We start from the raw sequence: 15,394 nt of genomic DNA on the forward strand, positions 1-15,394 counted from the left end.
CAATCCAACCTAACCTGTGATCGGTCAAACAACTTGGATTTCCGAACCGCCCCACGTGGTCGGCCATCCTGTTTGAATCGATTACAGTCACATTTTTACCATTTTTGAGATTGGAGTGGGGAGCTAACCCGTCATATAGCGGCGGTAAAAGGTATACCGCCGCTATACTTTTGAATAGTTCAGCCCTTTTTCAGAACCTTATTGCCCAGCAACTCTGCGATTTGGACAGCATTCAGCGCCGCACCCTTACGCAGGTTGTCGCTGACGCACCACAGGTTGATTCCATTCTCGACGGTCGAGTCCTGACGGATGCGGCTGATAAAAGTTGCATAGTCGCCAACGCATTCGACCGGGGTGGTATAGCCACCGGCTTCGCGCTTATCGACGACCAGAATACCCGGCGCTTCGCGCAGGATGTCGCGGGCTTCGTCTTCGTCCAGGAAGTCTTCGAACTCGATGTTGATCGATTCCGAATGGCCAACAAATACCGGAACTCGGACACAGGTCGCGGTGACCTTGATCGAGGTGTCGATGATCTTCTTCGTCTCGGCGACCATCTTCCATTCTTCCTTGGTCGAGCCGTCTTCAAGGAAGACGTCGATATGCGGAATGACGTTGAAGGCAATCTGCTTGGGGTAAACCTTCGGCGCGACCTCCTGACCCGGCACGTACATGCCTTTGGTCTGGTCCCACAGCTCGTCGATTGCGTCTTTGCCCGAACCGGACACCGACTGATAGGTCGACACGACAACGCGCTTGATCTTGGCGCGGTCGTGCAGCGGCTTCAGCGCCACAACCATCTGCGCGGTCGAGCAGTTGGGGTTCGCGATGATGTTCTTGTTCTTATACTCGTGGATCGCGTCGGGGTTCACTTCCGGTACGATCAGCGGGATTTTCGGATCATAGCGGTAAAGAGAGCTGTTATCGATCACGACACAGCCAGCCGCGGCCGCTTTCGGCGCATAGGTCTTGGTCGCCTCAGAGCCCACAGCGAACAGCGCCATGTCCCAGCCTGCGAAATCAAACTTATCCAGATCCTTCGTGGTCAGGGTCTGATCGCCAAAGCTTACCTCGGTGCCCAGGGAACGACGGCTCGCCAGAACAGCGATTTCGTCGACGGGGAACTGGCGCTCTGCCAGGATGTTCAGCATTTCGCGGCCCACGTTACCGGTGGCGCCAACGACGGCGATTTTATAGCCCATAACGGCTCTCCTACTTACGTCTGGATGACTGGCGCGGACCAATATCGCAATCCGCTGGCAGGGGGAAGAGGCTTATATTAAAGGGCGCGACCCTGTATCAATCGGCGCACAGCCTCTGGGTCGACGGTGACGTTACCGTCAGCGTCTGTTTCGGTGCGCGGGTAGTAGACTTGATCGAGGTAGGTCATGAACGCACCGCGCAAAGCCGGATCAAATCCAAGCGCTTCTGGCTTGGAAAGCAGGTCTTTCAGCGCGTCCAATGAGCGTGCCGATTGAACCAGCCCGGGCAGTGCGAAGAAAGCCTGTCCAAGCGTGATAACCGGGCGGTCATAAAAGAACGCCTGAAGCCCAACGGAAGAGTTGATGGTGATCACTCCGCCACTGGCCGCGACCTGCGCAAAGGTGTCTGTCTGGTTGTCGACGACCAACCGTCCGTTTGCCGTGGCAAGGGCGGATTGCAGGGGTTCGGCCAAGGATGTTTTGGCCGACGGGTGTTCCTTGATCCGAACGTGCCAGCCCTCTGGCAGTGTCTTGGCTGCCTTGGCCAGAGCATCCAGCATACCGGGAACCGATCCGACCCAGTCTGAAAACAGCGTGATCTGACTGTCGTTGGGCACTTGCAGCGGACAGAAGAGGAATTTTCCGGCCTCTTCCAGCGCCTCGGACCCGGCTTGGCCGACGTCCTTTCGACGAGACGCCCGCGCCGTCAGGTTTGCACCCAGCTCGCGCCAATCGTCCCCTTGGCGGTCAGGCGACTGGTCTCCCCAGTCCAGATAAAATCCCGGATCGCGTGGCAGGCCGTTCAGCGCATTCACTCCTTCGGGGTCCAGTGTGCAGCGGTTCGGGAACGGCGCAAGCTCTGCGAACAAGCGCCTTACACCTGCGTCCTTCGCACCGTCCATGAAGGCACGGCGAGAGCCCGTAAGCCCGTTCCAGCACATGGCAATCTGGTCGTTGTGTCGAGTGAAATAGCGACGTGCCCAATTGTACTGGGCGCGGATCAGGTGGAACTTCAACCAGCGTCCGACCGGCCCTTTGGGTTGACGTTTGGCCACCGCCAGAGCGTCGCTGGCACGTGCCGTGCTTTCGGGAAATCCCCGAAAAGACAGGCCAATGACAGGCAAACGGCGTCCGCCGCCAGCGGTCTTTGCGACCGAGGCGAACAGAGTGTCTTTCTTGCGGGCCCACCCCGCGAGATAGGTAATCATGATCGGTCTGCCTGTTGGTGCTGCCCAAGGTGTATCGCTTGCGCTTGGGACAGGCAATCGCCGGAGGCTTAGATCATGCCGCGACTTTCGGTCAGAACCGAACCAATAATTGGCAGGATGCCTTCGAACCGGTCCCTGCACATGGATAAGTCTCGTTCCGTCGTCACGTCAGAGGGTACGCAGATCAACAGTCCATCCAACATTGGCGCGGCCGCCAGCGCATCGGGGTGATCAAGAAGGGCGGGTAGGTCGAACAACATCAGGTCGGGTTGGAACTCTGCATCAATCTGATCGATTTCATCTAGCGTTGCATATGAGGTCAGACAGGACATCGACGAGATCGCCGGATCAGCGATCTGACTAACCGCCAAATTCGGAGCGAGGCGGAATGAGGCCGTCGTCATCTGCTTATTGGTTTGGGCTGGTACAGCTTTTCGAGCCAGAAAAGCGGTGAACCCGTTTGATCCGGTGTTCAGATCAAAGGCAAAGACCTTCGTTCCTTCCAAGTGCCGAAATCCTTGTAGTAGCAGGCTGGTCAGTGACGTCTCTGACTTTTGATTCCGAGGCGCAGCGATGCCGATACGCCGCAGCTTCAAAGCTTCTGACTGACGAAGCACCCGAATGGCCAGATGATCGGCATGGGGTTGAAGCGGGTCCGGCCAACTCGGGTTCGCTGCAAATGGTATCCCGTTCCAGGCGACATTGGACGACATCTGAAGTGTCGGTTCCGAGCGGGCAGATGCGCTTAGCACAGTCGTCATGAGAGTGCCTCTTTCTCGATTTGGAACGGTGGGATTTCCAAAAGGGGCCCCGTCCCCAGTATTTCGGTGATCTGATACGGGGAGCGAATGGTTTGGCTGAAATGACTGATAGCCAACACGGCCCCCACGCCCGCCAAAAGACTGAGAACGGCAGAGCCGATCGCCAGAACCAACAGGCTTATTCCTTCTGGGGTTCGCGGCGCTAGTGGCACATCGACCAAGGACCAACGATTGGCCGCGCCCAATCGAATGGCTTCTTGCCAGGACTGCGCGGTGTTCAGGGCCGTCAGGGTCTTGCTTTGCTGAAGCTCCGCCATGCCCCTTTGACGTAGCAAAGCCTCTAACCGACCCGCGTTCTCTGGGGTAGCCTCGATCGACTGTTGAAGGGTCTGCAAATCGTCTTGGAGGGCGCGCTCTTGTGATTTCATCAAGCTGATCTGGGCAGCAAGAGTCGCAAAGACCGCATCCCCACTGGTCAGCCGTTTCAAAGTTTCATCCAGTTCGGCGATCCGCGCGTCCAGAAGCACCATTCGCGCAGAGCCCTGTGGGCTGAACTCTTCCGCGCGCTGGCGTTCCTGACGCGCGCGCTGAAGTTGGACAAAGACCCGTTCTGCTTCTTCCTGTGCGGCCGCGTCGGACTCTGCTTCAAGTTTCAATCGGTCATTTGCCACTTGCCGCAACTGAGATTGCAGTTCTGCCCGAAGGGCAAGCCGTGACGGGATCGTGTCGGGAAAAGCCTCGCCCGCGCTTTGCCGCAAGGTCAGGATTTCAGCGTCCAGCCACGCCAGTTCTTCGGCACTACCTGCAACGGCCAATGAGGCAAAGCGAACGGCTTGATCTGCCCGTGCTGTTTGTCGCTTAATGTCGGACGCCAGAACTTGTCGCGCCAAAGCTTCTGCGGTTTCGCGCGCAATTGCCGGATCTGAATGTACGAAGGTGATGTGCAACAGGCTGGCCCTATTACCGCCGATCAGCCTTCGGGTTCTGATGGCGGCTCGCATAGCTTCAGCCGTTTCGGCCTTGTTCAGGGTCTTATGTATTCCGGAATGGCTTGCGACCGTCACAAGCGTCTCAGTGGTCATCAACGCCCGTTCGGCGATCTCAAGCTCGGCGGCTGGCCGAATGGCAGTCGCACCGGGGGCCAGGCTGGTCGCGGCGGGCGTCGCGTCGAGCAATAGCCAAACCTCGGCCCGGTACCCGCGGGGGAGATACAGGGACACAAGCAATGACAGAAGGAGACACGCGAAAACGACCAGCCCAAAAAGCCGACGTCGAAAACGGATGTCACACCAAAGGTTGTGAATGAAGTCGGGCACGGTAGGCCTCTTCCCAAAGCAATATCCTAAATTTGCGCAAATGAATCTTAAAATTCTCTTTAATTTAAAGCGGGTCTGGTCGGGCGGATCGGCCGCAAACACTAAGCCTTTGTTAAGAGTTCCCTTGTATTTGACTTAATTGCGAGGGAAACGATGGAGTAGGCGTCATGCGCTTTGAAACCGGTATCGGCCCGGAAATCGTGACCACCTCAAAGGTGCGGATTTATCCCTATTTCAAACCGTTTTTCGAGATAGCTTTGGTCTTGATGGCTGCGCCCTTGGTCCTGCCAATTGTCGCCGTTCTGGCTGTACTGATCATGCTCGACGGAGGAGCCCCCTTTTACAGCCAGTGGCGTTTGGGCCGCGGGGGTCGGCCTTTTCGTATGTGGAAACTGCGTAGCATGGTTTCCGATGCAGAATGCGCCCTTGAAACCCATTTGCAGACGTATCCCGAAGCGCGTCGGGAATGGGACCGCATTCAAAAACTGCAAGACGACCCGCGCGTCACGCCATTGGGACGGTTCTTGCGCAAAACATCTTTGGACGAGCTGCCTCAGCTTCTGAACGTCCTGCTTGGCGAAATGGCGTTGGTCGGCCCGCGCCCGATATTGCCAGAGCAAGCGGACCGCTATCCAGAGCGCACTTATTACCGCATGCGGCCGGGCTTGACCGGGCTTTGGCAAATTTCAGGGCGGGGGCAAAGCCTTTTCGGCGCGCGTGGTACCTTCGACACGATCTACGAATCCGCGATGAGCTTTACCGTCGACATTCAGATCCTGTTTCGGACGCTTGTGGTGGTTTGGCGGGGGACCGGCGTATGAAGCCAAGGGTTCTTGCTGTGTCTTCCCAAGGTGGGCATTGGGAACAGCTTTGGCAGCTTTTACCAGCGTTCGAAGAGATGGACACTTATCTGGTCTGCGCGGGGGCAGAAACCCAGAATGACCGACAGGTTAGACGGGTTGTGGATTGCAACCGTCATACGCCCATCCGGGCCCTTGTGTGTTTCTTCCAGCTTGTTCGGATAGCTCTCACCTTGCGGCCACATTTTGTTGTCTCGACCGGAGCATTGCCCGGAGCAATTGCCTTGGCCGTCGGGCGCATGATCGGCGCGCGGACGATCTGGGTGGATTCATTGGCAAATGCAGAGGCGCTGTCGCAATCAGGCCGCTTTGTGCGACCGGTCAGTGACCTACATCTGACGCAATGGCCCGAGGTCAGTGCCAGAACCGGGTCGCAATACTATGGGTCATTGCTGTGATCTTTGTGACCGTTGGAACACAGTTTCCCTTCCCGCGATTGGTGAACGCGATTGCCGAACTCGACCTAGATGAAAAGGTCGTCGCGCAGGTTGGGTCCGACAGTGGGGTTTACCCATTTGAGACCGCTGATTTTATGAGGCCGGAGGCTTTTGAAGAAGCCGCCCAACAAGCTCGCGTGATCGTGGCCCATGCCGGGATGGGGTCGGTTTTGGCTGCAAGGCGTTGGAGCAAGCCCCTGATATTGATGCCGCGACGTGCGGACTTTGGCGAACACCGGAACGATCATCAACTGGCGACAGCCAGACAGTTGTGGGGTCGCGTTGGGGTCGACATTGCTTGGTCGGAAAAAGCGCTTGGCGGGTTTCTGGCATGCCCTCTAACGGGGCCACAAACCGGGCCAACCGAGCATAAACAACAGCTTCTGGCGCAGCTTCAGGATTTCGTCAGTCAAAGCAGCGTACGGTAGCGTAAGAAACTTCTTACCGGGTCGGCACAAGGTTCTTCGGCCATTCCAAGGAAGGACACGCCATGCCAATTGACAATTTTTCCAGCACCGCCCCCAGCCTCAGCAGCCCGGCCACGGGCATCGAAGAGATTATCCCAAGTGACAGCACAGATCTGGCCGTCACAACCCGCGCCCTGAATGTAGGGCAATCGGGAACGGTTCGGGTTGCGACCTCTGACGGCACGGTCGCGGACCTGTTCATTGCGGCGGGTATTGCCTTTCCGGTGCGCGTGACCCGGGTTTTTGCAACAGGGACCGACGCTGGAACGATCCGGGGGCTGTACTAGGCGGTCTCCCACCCGCATTCAGCGGAGAAGACTTTCGGGTCGGTGGCGGTGTCACCGGCCCTTTCTTTGCGTTGTCGTCGCGATTTCCATGCGCGCAGGCGATAGAGGGCCAGATCCAGCCCATGCCAGCGCAGCCACAGAACGGGGGTGCGTACAGGTAGTTCCCTGCGCCACTTTCGCCAAACTGCGCGATAGGCGCGCGCAAACCCCTTGCCCAGATAGCCGTGGAACCTGTCGTTGTGGACCACCGGCAAATGCGCGACCCATGCCTCCATTCGGTTTGCCCCGGCGGTCTGAACGATGTCGGTGCCATAGAGGTGCCAGTCGGGCAGTGCGGGGTCAAACCGCAGGCCGGAAGCGCGGTTGAGGATGATCACCAGCTCATCAACGCTTGAGGTGCGAAGGGGGGCGGCCACGGGCGTGCCCACCACCCCAGACAGGCTGGTACTGTAGACCGCGCCTCTGTGTTGGTCCCCAACCATGCCAAACGGTGCAAGCACACCCCAGTGTGGATCATTCTCTGAAAGCCAATCTAGTGTTTCCCAAAGCTGAGACAGCCAGCCGGGGGGGAAGTAAACGTCTTGATGGGCAAATATTATGAGATCGGACGTGGTTCGATCCAAAGCACGGTTATAGGCCACGGAGGCTGACGGCGCATTCCATTCCTGATGCAGCTCCTCCACCTGTCCGACGAGGTCAGAGACCATCAGGTTGCGCTGTAAGACTTGGGCGTCATTACAGGCACAGACAAGCGCCAAGGTCGGCCGCGGTTTCGGAATGGGCTTCGTCATCGGTTTCAGGCTGGCAAAACTTGGTAAACTGGGGGTTAACCATTCTCAGGCATTCAGAGGTCATAGCCACCGGATAAGCCGATGCGACCACTGTGCCGAAATTCTGACCGCGACCCCAGATTGGATGGGCTGCGGGCGCTTGCCGTCCTGTCAGTTCTGGCGTTTCACTTGGGTCTGCCGTGGCAAGGCGGTTACTTGGGGGTCGATATCTTCTTCGTCCTATCCGGCTATCTGATCTTCCACAGCCTGCTGCATCCCAAACAGGCGGGGACGCAGCTTTTGCGAACATTCTTTCTGCGGCGGGTGATGCGGTTGGCCCCCGCACTGATTACGGCGCTTTTCGGGGTGGTGTTGATCGCACCTTTCGTCCTTTTGCCGCCAGAACTGTCCTTTCTTGGCCAATCTCTGCTGGCGACCGCCCTTCTTGTGCCAAACTTCTTTTTCTGGAGCAGCTTCGATTATTTCTCTACCGCGGCTCATGACAGCCCTTTGCTGCACTTGTGGTCCTTGGGTGTCGAAGCACAGTTCTATCTGATCGCGCCGTTTCTACTGTTGGTGCGGCGCTGGATCAGCAAGACGTGGTGGTATGTGTTTCTGGGCGGTGCTGTCGCTCTGTCCTTTGCGCTGGCCCTCTTTGCGCATGCATTTCACCCGAAGGCTGGGTTTTATTGGATGCCGACCCGGTTTTGGCAGTTCGGTTTCGGGGCCTTTATCGCTATCGGTACCGTCCGGGCTGGCCATTGGGCAAGTGGTGCCGGGATTGCGGTTTTGGTCGGGGGGCTGGTGGCCGCGCCGTCAGTGCCGTTTTGGGCCGGAATTGGGGTCACCATCGGGACGGGGCTTCTGATTTCAGCGCCCCGGACCGGCCCCGTTGCGCGGCTATTGGGTGGCGCACTGCCAACTTGGATTGGGGCCCGATCTTACACGCTATACCTGATACATTGGCCGGTAATCGTTTTCGCCAGATTACTGTGGGGGCCTGACACCAGCTGGACAGAGAAGCTGCTATTGGCGGCGATAAGCATGGGTTTGGCTGCGGGTGTGACGCGCTGGGTCGAGCAGCCAGCGATGCGAGCGGGGTGCGTTCGGCCCGTCACCATCGGCGCAGTTGTCGGGCTGATCATCGCAGTCGCCTTGATGCCTCAATCTCTTTGGCGGGGTATGTATCCGCAGACCGTGGTCGAGTTGTCGGCCTATGCAGATTACAAAGAGCGCCACTCATTCTACGGCCAAACACTGCTGCACAGGTGTTTCATCACAGATCAGACAAGGGAAGGGGCCGCAGCGTTTGATTCTTTGACCTGCTTGCCACCACGAGATGGACGACCGCAAATTCTGCTGATCGGGGATAGCCACGCGGCGCATCTGTCGGCAGCCCTGCGCAAGCAAGCGGATTGGCAGTTGGGGCAGGTAACAATGGCCGGGTGTCGGCCGTTGATTGCCGAAAATCCAGAAGGTGATTGTGCCGCCCTGATGACCAAGACCCTGCGGTTGCAACGCCCTGATCTTTGGGTGATCAGCGCCCGGTGGCAGGCAGAGGAGCTTTCGGAATTGTCCGCGACAATTGATCGGCTTTCTGGTCGGGTTCTGGTTTTAGGGCCAGTACCGGAATACCCCGGCGGCTTGCCCCAACAGTTGGCCCGGGACGCATGGACTGGTCGCGAAACGGCGCCATGGCGCGCTGATCCGAAACTGCCCCAATTGGATGCAAGGGTCCGCCAAGCCTTGGCTGGCACATCGGCCACATATGTTTCCCTGATAGAGTTGCTCTGCCCCAACGGCCCTTGCAAAACACGGGTTGGGACGGTGCCGCTACAGTTCGACTATGGGCACTTCACGGCCGAGGGGGCTGAATATGTTGTCTCTCGTATTTCCGCGCTACTGACCCCTCAATCAACGTCGAAAACAATGGTGTGGCATGTCGCAAAGTAATGGCACGCTTTTGGTGCGCCCTGGGCTTGAAGGGCGCGCGACCTCTATGGTCACTGCCTTCCTGATTGCGATGCTGGTGCCCCTGACCTTCAATTGGGGAGATGTCCTTCTATCCCCGCTGCGCCTGTTTCTGATCTTCGTCTCGATGCCGCTGATGACGATCGCGTTCAGGGCAGGATTGCGCCTGCAGGTCACGGATATTGTGGTATTGGCCTACTGCCTTTGGGCGCCACTGCTTCTGCTGCTTCACCATGGCACCGAACGCCTTTCCTTTGCGGTTCTTACAGCTTTGGAAACGGCGATCCCCTATCTGATCGGGCGATTGTTGATACGGGATCATTCGTCCTATCTGAGAATGTTGAAGTGCTTAGGAGTTGCGATCTGCGTCCTGACGGGCTTGGCCGCGACAGAGGCGATCTGGCAAGTTCAGCCCCTGCGCCCGATCACAGAGTGGCTGGGCGACACCTATCCGTGGCCGTTGGAAGAGCGCTTGGGGCTTTGGCGCGCACAGACCGTCTTTGAGCACCCGATCCTGTTTGGGTGTTTCGCCGCAGTATCGGCCATCTTGCTTTTCACTGCGGGTATGAAGCGCTTTGCGTTGGTCGCTGGCATTGCGGTTTTCTTTTCGCTGTCGGCAGGGGCGTGGTTGGTTTTGGCAATTGCCATGGGCTTGATCCTCTGGCGCCGGGTCTGGGGCCCGGGGCCGATCCATTGGTGGGTTTTGGGGCTGGGCACGATTGGCGGGTATCTGGTGCTTGAGGCGCTTTCTGACCGTTCAATCCCCGAGGTTCTGGCAAATTGGCTCAGCTTCAGCCCTCATAACGCCCATTGGCGGCTGCTGACCTTTCGTTTTGTCACCGAAAATATCATCGCCAACCCATGGATCGGGATCGGGATGAACGACTGGGCACGACCAGAGTGGTTTGTGACCGACAGCGTTGACAACTTCTGGCTCTTGCAGGGGCTAAGGTACGGAATGCCCGGGGCAATGTTGATGGGGTTGGCTGTTGTGTCCCGGTTCTGGGGGGTGGTATCTGCGCGCCCCGCAGAAAAGCAGGTCGCACACTGCCGTCTGGGGGTGGGTGCTGCGTTGGTGGCTTTGTCCGTGGGAATCTGCACCGTCCACATCTGGGGCGTCATGTTCGCCTTTTTCAGCTTCTTCCTAGGCGCCTCTGCTTTCCTGACCCAGTCCGAGCCCAGCTAGGAAATTCAATCGCGGGATCGGGCCCCTTGGTTTTGAGGACGACGTGCCGAAGCCGCGCTTTGTGCGCGGGAAGCAATGCCAGCAAAGCGATCGAAACCCCGATCAGACCGAACAGATGGGCGGCGATAGCTGTGGTGCATGCACCGAAAATGGCGGCAAAACAGTTGATCTTCAAAAGCCTGCTTTCATTCCGGGTCAGGATCAGCACCAGTGCCCCTGATCCGAAGGGCAATGCGCAGATTTGCGTCAGGGTCATTATCGGTATCAGGTGCTTCGCCTGCTGATAGTCAGGCCCCAGATACTGCAGGTAAGGGCTGCTCAATATCATGATAATCGCTGCGACCCCAAGGCCGCCTGCGGTCGCGGCTTGGGCGGACGTTGCGGTCAATCCTCGCGCTGCCGACACTTTCCCTGCTGCCAATGCATGCGACAGGCGCGGCCCCAAAACCTGCGTTGCGACCTGTTGAACCAGCCCCACAAGCCCCGCAGCGCGCGACGCAACGCGATAAAGTCCAAGCGCAGTATTCCCAAGAACAAGCCCGACGACCAAGTGGTCCAGCTGAGATAGAAACAAGCTGGACCAGCCTGTCGCCAGCAGGGGAAACCCCTGAGATATTCGCGGCAATGGTGAGGAGCCTGTTGCCGGAACGCGCCTTTTCCAAGTTATGGTCAAGCAGACGGCCATTAGTCCAAATGACAACCCCGCAGCGGCGATGCCGCACTGGAACAAGAGAGTGGCGTCAAGCGAGAGATCAAACAGGGCTGAGGCTCCGATTAATGCCAGCATGGCTGCCGGTCGCAAAGCGGCCTCGATCACTTGCACCCAAAGCACCCGGTCGCAGGCAGAAAGCAACGCGGCAAGGGTCAGGCATCCCCCATGCAGCGCCAGAAGTGTTCCAACCAAGACCCAACCGGGGGCAAGTCGCGCGCCCGCAAGTTCGGCCGCCCAAAGCGCAGGAACCGCAAGCGTGACGGAGGTGGCGGTTGCCATGACGCTGTTCCAAAGCAGGCGGCGGGCGGTCTTCGCAGAAGCTTTGGGCAAAACGCGCAGGGCCAAATCGCCTTGCCCCCAATGCACTGCCCCCCCGGCCAGCAGAACAATTGTATGAGCTAAAACATAGGCGCCGAACTCCTGCGCTCCCATGACGCGCGCGGCGAAAATTCCGGTCACAAGTTGCAAAGCCAGACCAGTAAAGCGAAGCCCCACGCCCCAGAAAGTGTGCCGGGACAGAGAGCTTTGGGTTTTGGGGTTGAGAGCCATGGGATCATTGGGCCGGGAAGGGCTTAACGAATTCTCAACGACTTACCTCAAATTCTAAGAAAAAGCCCATAAAGGACGCTGGCAATGCGAAATGATTCCTCTCCGACTCGGGTCTTTGTCGTCGGCTGTGCCCGCAGTGGGACCACCTTGGCACAGCGCCTGATCTCGGAACGGCTGGGCCTTTATTCGCTGCCAGAGACCCGGTTTTTTGCCAATCTAATCGGCAATGTAGAGCCACGCATGTTCCCCCAGACGCAACAGCGCCGACCTGCTGTGCGCGATCTCCGATCGCGGCTACGAGAGGTCTTGCGGGTCAGTACGGGAATGGAGTGGCAAACGACGGGCGCCCTGCCTGCGCCGCAGCGCAAGGGACGTGTCGGGATGGCCTTGGCGGCAGCGGATTTCGTTAACGGGATGGATCAGTTAGCGGCCGAAAACGGGTGTAGCGGCTGGCTGGAGAAGACGCCCATCCATGTGCATTACGTTCCGCAAATCCTGCGCTATGTCCCTGGCGCTTGGGTGATCCATGTGATCCGTGGCCCGAAACAGACGGTGGCGTCGATCCGCGATGCAGCGCAGCGCTATCCGGACCCTTGGGCGCAGATATTCACCTGTGTCGAGCGGGCAGTAGACAACTGGAATGCCTCGATGCAGGACAGCGCCCGCGCAGTTGGCCTGCCGCGTCAGTTGTTTCTGTCATACGAGACCTTGGCCCAAGATCCCGAACCTGTTTTGCGCTCAGTCGAATATCGGTTGGGCTTACAACAGATGTCAGAGCCAACGTATCTTGGTTCCGGCCTTGCCGAACCGCGAGAGGTTTGGAAATCGGCCGCGATCAGTGGAAAGGTCCGGCAAGCGCAATCGAAATGGACCTTGGCCCTTTCCGCTGAAGAGCGCGAGATGGCAGAGGGGATGATCCATGCCATCCCGCGACCACTGGCCAATGAGTTGAGCACCTTTACGAAAGCGATTGCCTGATGCCCCGTATCTCAACCATTCTTCCCGTCTATAACCGCGCGCATTGCGTTCCCGAAGCCTTGCGTTCGATCCTGTCTCAGCCGGGCGCGCCAGACGAAGTGATTGTGGTGGATGACGGGTCCACCGACGATTTGCAGGCTGCGTTGCACCCGTTTCTGGGTCAGATCACGGTGATACGCCAGACTAATGCCGGAGTGTCCGCCGCGCGCAATGCAGGTGTTCGCGCAGCGACCGGTGAGTGGATCACCTTTCTGGATTCTGACGATCTGTGGGTTCCAGATCGTATGCGGATGCTGCGTGAGGATCTTCAGGCCATTGATGCCAAGACGCAGGTTCATCTTGGTAATGTGATGTATGAAACCCCGACCGAAACGCGCAATCTTTTCGACCTGAAGCCCGCGGCGGCGCGCGCGACGCATCGGGGAGTGCTGACGGATCCGTTGCAGTTCGTCATTTCGGGAATGACCACGCAAGGGGCTGCGATCCATCGGGACGCGTTCGACAGGGTCGGCGGCTTTGACGAAGAGATGACCTATTTAGAAGATACGGACCTGTTCTGCCGATTGGCGCTATGCTGCGGGATTACGGTGAACTCTTCCGTCATGGCTATTGTTAGAAGGTTGCCAAACGACGGCGGGTTGACTGATGTCGAGGTGACGCTGCCCGCCGCCGCGATCGAGGCGCAGGTGCGTAGCCTGAAAGGGTTAGAGGCGCTGCCGATGCCCCCCGGTCAGCGCCTGATTCTACGCCAAAGATTAAGCGGTGCTTTGTTTCGACTGGCCTATTTGAAACAGGGCCAGTCCCGGCGCAGACTTCTGGAGCAGGCCGCGCGATTGCATCCCCATCCGATAAAGGGCCGGGTCAAGTCTTGGTTGGCCCGGATCTACGGCAATTGGGGGATGCAAGTGTTGCTGCAGGACCAGCGGCGGCTGAACCGGTCTGCAGGTCCTTAGATTGGGCGCAAAGCCATGGCAGCGATGGTTGGATAGTTCACGACGGTCGCACCGAAGTCACAGGTGACAGTCTGGATGCCCGCCGTCGGAACAATCTGATGCCCTGTATGCAGGCTGCGGTTTGTGCCGCTGATAAAGTTATCGGTGGTATTGCCAAGATTGATCTGACCGCTGGCACCCCCGGGTGCAATCGCTCCGGACGCGGCAAAAACAAGGTCTCCGACCTGTGCGGACAGGGTGGTAGAGATTGAAGTGCCATGCCCGGCCAATCCCACGTCAAACCCGTATCCGTCGACAGAGGCCAATGGAGTCTGGGCCCCATAGATTGGCAACAAGACAGCGCCAGCCTGCTGTGGCTGAAAGTCGAAGACGATATCCAGATCGGCGCTTGTTCCTTCGGGCAGGTGTGCGCAATACAGCGCGACGTTGGTGCCAGACACACGGCCCGTGCTACGCGCGACAACGCGCATCGCAGGTACTCCGCCAAGATGTACACTTTCGGGGCGTGGCAGGGTGCTGTCGTGGCGGCTGCCGATTGAAATCAGGACCAGCCTGTCACTGGCGGCACCCCCGACCGATATCCCGGTTGCGGACCAGCCAGCGGATGAGGTGAGGTCGGCGTAGACCGATGCGCCCGTCGTGATCGTGCCCGACGGCGCGACAGAGCCATTGACCCGAGCCCGCTGATACGCCTCGAAATAGGCCGCACCCAAGGCGCGGGTGCTGACGGCATCAAAGTGAACGCCGTCCCCCATCACTGGCTCGGATGGCGAAGAAATGTCCGCGTAACCGCAATAGGCTTGGGTCGAAGGCAAGGCCTGCACGCTACGCTGGATCAGGTCATCCCACCATGCCCCATCTGTGGCGTGGCCACCTGCGATGAACGGCGTCGCGGCCGAAGCTGCGACAACGTCGGTACGAAGGTTGGTGATCAGTTGCGAGAGGGCGCTGTCATAGGTCGCAAACCCGCGATCACTTTCACCTTGGTGCCACAGGAAACCGCGCAACACGGCCCCGACCGGTGCCGCCGCCATCGCCGCGTTAATCCTTGCGATCACGGCCTGATAATGGCTGTCTCCCGGATTCCAATGCCCGGTCGAAAACCCGGTACCACCATCGGCGGCGCCGATAAATAGAAGATCGGAAAGAGGGTTCGCTGCCGCAAAACTTGTCGCGAAGCCCTTGGCAAAGCCGAATTGGTTCGCTGCGGCAGTGTCTTCCCAGGGTCCATGGTCCAGACGAAAGCCGATCGGCTCCCACGCGCCAGCATTGCTCCAATGTTGGCTGCCAGAGGGATAACCCGCTCCACCATCATCCGTCGCATAGCCAACCGCGTTCGATTGCCCGATCACGACAAAGACATCCAAGCTGCCAGTGGGAACCGCTTCGTCCCCAATTGCCACCTGTGTCGATCCAAAAGAAAGCCCCAGATCCATAGTTTCGCCCCGCATGTTTCACTGTGTCATGGGGACTCTGAGAACCAAGTCCTTTCCGATTTCCTTCCCGACCGTTCGCCGGAGACGGTTTGATGCGGATTCAGGCGCAATGCCCCTTGCAAATCTTCGACGCTGGATGTACTCCGCCCCCTGTTGTGTCGGAGTGTAGCTCAGCCTGGTAGAGCACTGTCTTCGGGAGGCAGGGGCCGGAGGTTCGAATCCTCTCACTCCGACCATTTAAGCAAGGCCCCTCACGGGGCCTTTTGTTTTGCGCGTTTGGTTTTCTATCGGGATGTACCTC

15 protein-coding genes and 1 tRNA gene are annotated in these 15,394 nt (G+C 58.5%); 9 read left to right on the top strand and 7 right to left on the bottom strand.

The window, feature by feature from the left end; all coding sequences use genetic code 11:
• Positions 1-179: 179 nt before the first annotated feature.
• From CLM58_RS03320 to CLM58_RS03335, 4 genes are all read right to left on the bottom strand, one after another.
• A complete protein-coding gene (locus tag CLM58_RS03320; protein WP_095594466.1) occupies positions 180-1,202 on the bottom strand; it encodes an aspartate-semialdehyde dehydrogenase in 1,023 nt (340 codons plus the stop codon).
• Positions 1,203-1,279: 77 nt separating this feature from the next.
• Positions 1,280-2,410, bottom strand: a complete 1,131-nt coding sequence (locus CLM58_RS03325) for a capsular polysaccharide export protein, LipB/KpsS family (protein WP_095594467.1) — start codon at positions 2,408-2,410, stop codon at positions 1,280-1,282.
• 68 nt (positions 2,411-2,478) lie between these two features.
• On the bottom strand, positions 2,479-3,171 hold the full coding sequence (locus tag CLM58_RS03330) for a P-loop NTPase family protein (RefSeq protein WP_095594468.1): 693 nt from the start codon (positions 3,169-3,171) through the stop codon (positions 2,479-2,481).
• The gene (locus CLM58_RS03335; RefSeq protein WP_095594469.1) at positions 3,168-4,487 is read right to left on the bottom strand and encodes a GumC domain-containing protein; all 1,320 of its coding nucleotides are present in this window, start codon (positions 4,485-4,487) and stop codon (positions 3,168-3,170) included. Before CLM58_RS03335 ends, CLM58_RS03330 begins: the two co-directional genes overlap by 4 nt.
• A gap of 167 nt (positions 4,488-4,654) precedes the next feature.
• On the opposite strand from CLM58_RS03335, the gene CLM58_RS03340 reads away from it, so the two are divergent.
• From CLM58_RS03340 to CLM58_RS03355, 4 genes are all read left to right on the top strand, one after another.
• On the top strand, positions 4,655-5,308 hold the full coding sequence (locus tag CLM58_RS03340; RefSeq protein ID WP_095594470.1) for a sugar transferase: 654 nt from the start codon (positions 4,655-4,657) through the stop codon (positions 5,306-5,308).
• Positions 5,305-5,745 carry a glycosyltransferase family protein gene (locus CLM58_RS03345; protein ID WP_095594471.1) on the top strand — a complete coding sequence of 147 codons (441 nt, stop codon included), beginning with the start codon at positions 5,305-5,307 and terminating at the stop codon, positions 5,743-5,745. Before CLM58_RS03340 ends, CLM58_RS03345 begins: the two co-directional genes overlap by 4 nt.
• A gap of 5 nt (positions 5,746-5,750) precedes the next feature.
• Positions 5,751-6,212: a glycosyltransferase gene (locus CLM58_RS03350; protein WP_198950944.1), complete on the top strand. Its 462-nt coding sequence runs from the start codon at positions 5,751-5,753 to the stop codon at positions 6,210-6,212.
• A gap of 62 nt (positions 6,213-6,274) precedes the next feature.
• Positions 6,275-6,538, top strand: a complete 264-nt coding sequence (locus CLM58_RS03355; RefSeq protein ID WP_095594473.1) for a spike base protein, RCAP_Rcc01079 family — start codon at positions 6,275-6,277, stop codon at positions 6,536-6,538.
• Here the strand turns inward: CLM58_RS03355 and CLM58_RS03360 are convergent.
• Entirely contained in the window at positions 6,535-7,329 is a 795-nt protein-coding gene (locus CLM58_RS03360) for a glycosyltransferase (protein ID WP_095594474.1), read from the bottom strand. The genes CLM58_RS03355 and CLM58_RS03360 overlap by 4 nt on opposite strands.
• Positions 7,330-7,410: 81 nt before the next feature.
• On the opposite strand from CLM58_RS03360, the gene CLM58_RS03365 reads away from it, so the two are divergent.
• Positions 7,411-9,261 carry an acyltransferase family protein gene (locus tag CLM58_RS03365; RefSeq protein WP_095594475.1) on the top strand — a complete coding sequence of 617 codons (1,851 nt, stop codon included), beginning with the start codon at positions 7,411-7,413 and terminating at the stop codon, positions 9,259-9,261.
• The gene (locus CLM58_RS03370; RefSeq protein WP_143226510.1) at positions 9,248-10,465 is read left to right on the top strand and encodes a hypothetical protein; all 1,218 of its coding nucleotides are present in this window, start codon (positions 9,248-9,250) and stop codon (positions 10,463-10,465) included. The genes CLM58_RS03365 and CLM58_RS03370 overlap by 14 nt, the downstream gene beginning before the upstream one ends.
• Here the strand turns inward: CLM58_RS03370 and CLM58_RS03375 are convergent.
• Positions 10,413-11,726 (bottom strand): lipopolysaccharide biosynthesis protein, encoded by a 1,314-nt coding sequence (locus CLM58_RS03375; protein WP_095594477.1) that lies wholly within the window; start codon positions 11,724-11,726, stop codon positions 10,413-10,415. The genes CLM58_RS03370 and CLM58_RS03375 overlap by 53 nt on opposite strands.
• 84 nt (positions 11,727-11,810) lie before the next feature.
• Here CLM58_RS03375 and CLM58_RS03380 point away from each other — a divergent pair, with 84 nt between their 5' ends.
• Both CLM58_RS03380 and CLM58_RS03385 read left to right on the top strand, forming a co-directional pair.
• Complete coding sequence (locus tag CLM58_RS03380) at positions 11,811-12,704, top strand: sulfotransferase family protein (protein WP_095594478.1); 894 nt, start codon at positions 11,811-11,813, stop codon at positions 12,702-12,704.
• Positions 12,704-13,657 (top strand): glycosyltransferase family 2 protein, encoded by a 954-nt coding sequence (locus tag CLM58_RS03385; protein ID WP_095594479.1) that lies wholly within the window; start codon positions 12,704-12,706, stop codon positions 13,655-13,657. The genes CLM58_RS03380 and CLM58_RS03385 overlap by 1 nt, the downstream gene beginning before the upstream one ends.
• On the opposite strand, the gene CLM58_RS03390 is transcribed toward CLM58_RS03385, so the two are convergent.
• Positions 13,654-15,108 (bottom strand): sialate O-acetylesterase, encoded by a 1,455-nt coding sequence (locus CLM58_RS03390; RefSeq protein ID WP_095594480.1) that lies wholly within the window; start codon positions 15,106-15,108, stop codon positions 13,654-13,656. The genes CLM58_RS03385 and CLM58_RS03390 overlap by 4 nt on opposite strands.
• Positions 15,109-15,252: 144 nt before the next feature.
• Here CLM58_RS03390 and CLM58_RS03395 point away from each other — a divergent pair.
• Positions 15,253-15,329 (top strand) — tRNA-Pro (locus tag CLM58_RS03395).
• The last annotated feature ends 65 nt before the right edge of the window (positions 15,330-15,394 follow it).

It is taken from the genome of Actibacterium pelagium (assembly GCF_002285415.1).
In the GTDB taxonomy this organism is placed as follows: Bacteria; Pseudomonadota; Alphaproteobacteria; order Rhodobacterales; family Rhodobacteraceae; genus Actibacterium_B; species Actibacterium_B pelagium.

Bases quoted from the DNA above. Each gene is read 5' to 3' on its own strand.
- CLM58_RS03320 (WP_095594466.1), bottom strand. From the start codon at position 1,202: ATGGGCTATAAAATCGCCGTCGTTGGCGCCACCGGTAACGTGGGCCGC.
- CLM58_RS03325 (WP_095594467.1), bottom strand. From the start codon at position 2,410: ATGATTACCTATCTCGCGGGGTGGGCCCGCAAGAAAGACACTCTGTTC.
- CLM58_RS03330 (WP_095594468.1), bottom strand. From the start codon at position 3,171: ATGACGACTGTGCTAAGCGCATCTGCCCGCTCGGAACCGACACTTCAG.
- CLM58_RS03340 (WP_095594470.1), top strand. From the start codon at position 4,655: ATGCGCTTTGAAACCGGTATCGGCCCGGAAATCGTGACCACCTCAAAG.
- CLM58_RS03345 (WP_095594471.1), top strand. From the start codon at position 5,305: ATGAAGCCAAGGGTTCTTGCTGTGTCTTCCCAAGGTGGGCATTGGGAA.
- CLM58_RS03355 (WP_095594473.1), top strand. From the start codon at position 6,275: ATGCCAATTGACAATTTTTCCAGCACCGCCCCCAGCCTCAGCAGCCCG.
- CLM58_RS03360 (WP_095594474.1), bottom strand. From the start codon at position 7,329: ATGACGAAGCCCATTCCGAAACCGCGGCCGACCTTGGCGCTTGTCTGT.
- CLM58_RS03365 (WP_095594475.1), top strand. From the start codon at position 7,411: ATGCGACCACTGTGCCGAAATTCTGACCGCGACCCCAGATTGGATGGG.
- CLM58_RS03370 (WP_143226510.1), top strand. From the start codon at position 9,248: ATGTCGCAAAGTAATGGCACGCTTTTGGTGCGCCCTGGGCTTGAAGGG.
- CLM58_RS03375 (WP_095594477.1), bottom strand. From the start codon at position 11,726: ATGGCTCTCAACCCCAAAACCCAAAGCTCTCTGTCCCGGCACACTTTC.
- CLM58_RS03380 (WP_095594478.1), top strand. From the start codon at position 11,811: ATGCGAAATGATTCCTCTCCGACTCGGGTCTTTGTCGTCGGCTGTGCC.
- CLM58_RS03385 (WP_095594479.1), top strand. From the start codon at position 12,704: ATGCCCCGTATCTCAACCATTCTTCCCGTCTATAACCGCGCGCATTGC.
- CLM58_RS03390 (WP_095594480.1), bottom strand. From the start codon at position 15,108: ATGCGGGGCGAAACTATGGATCTGGGGCTTTCTTTTGGATCGACACAG.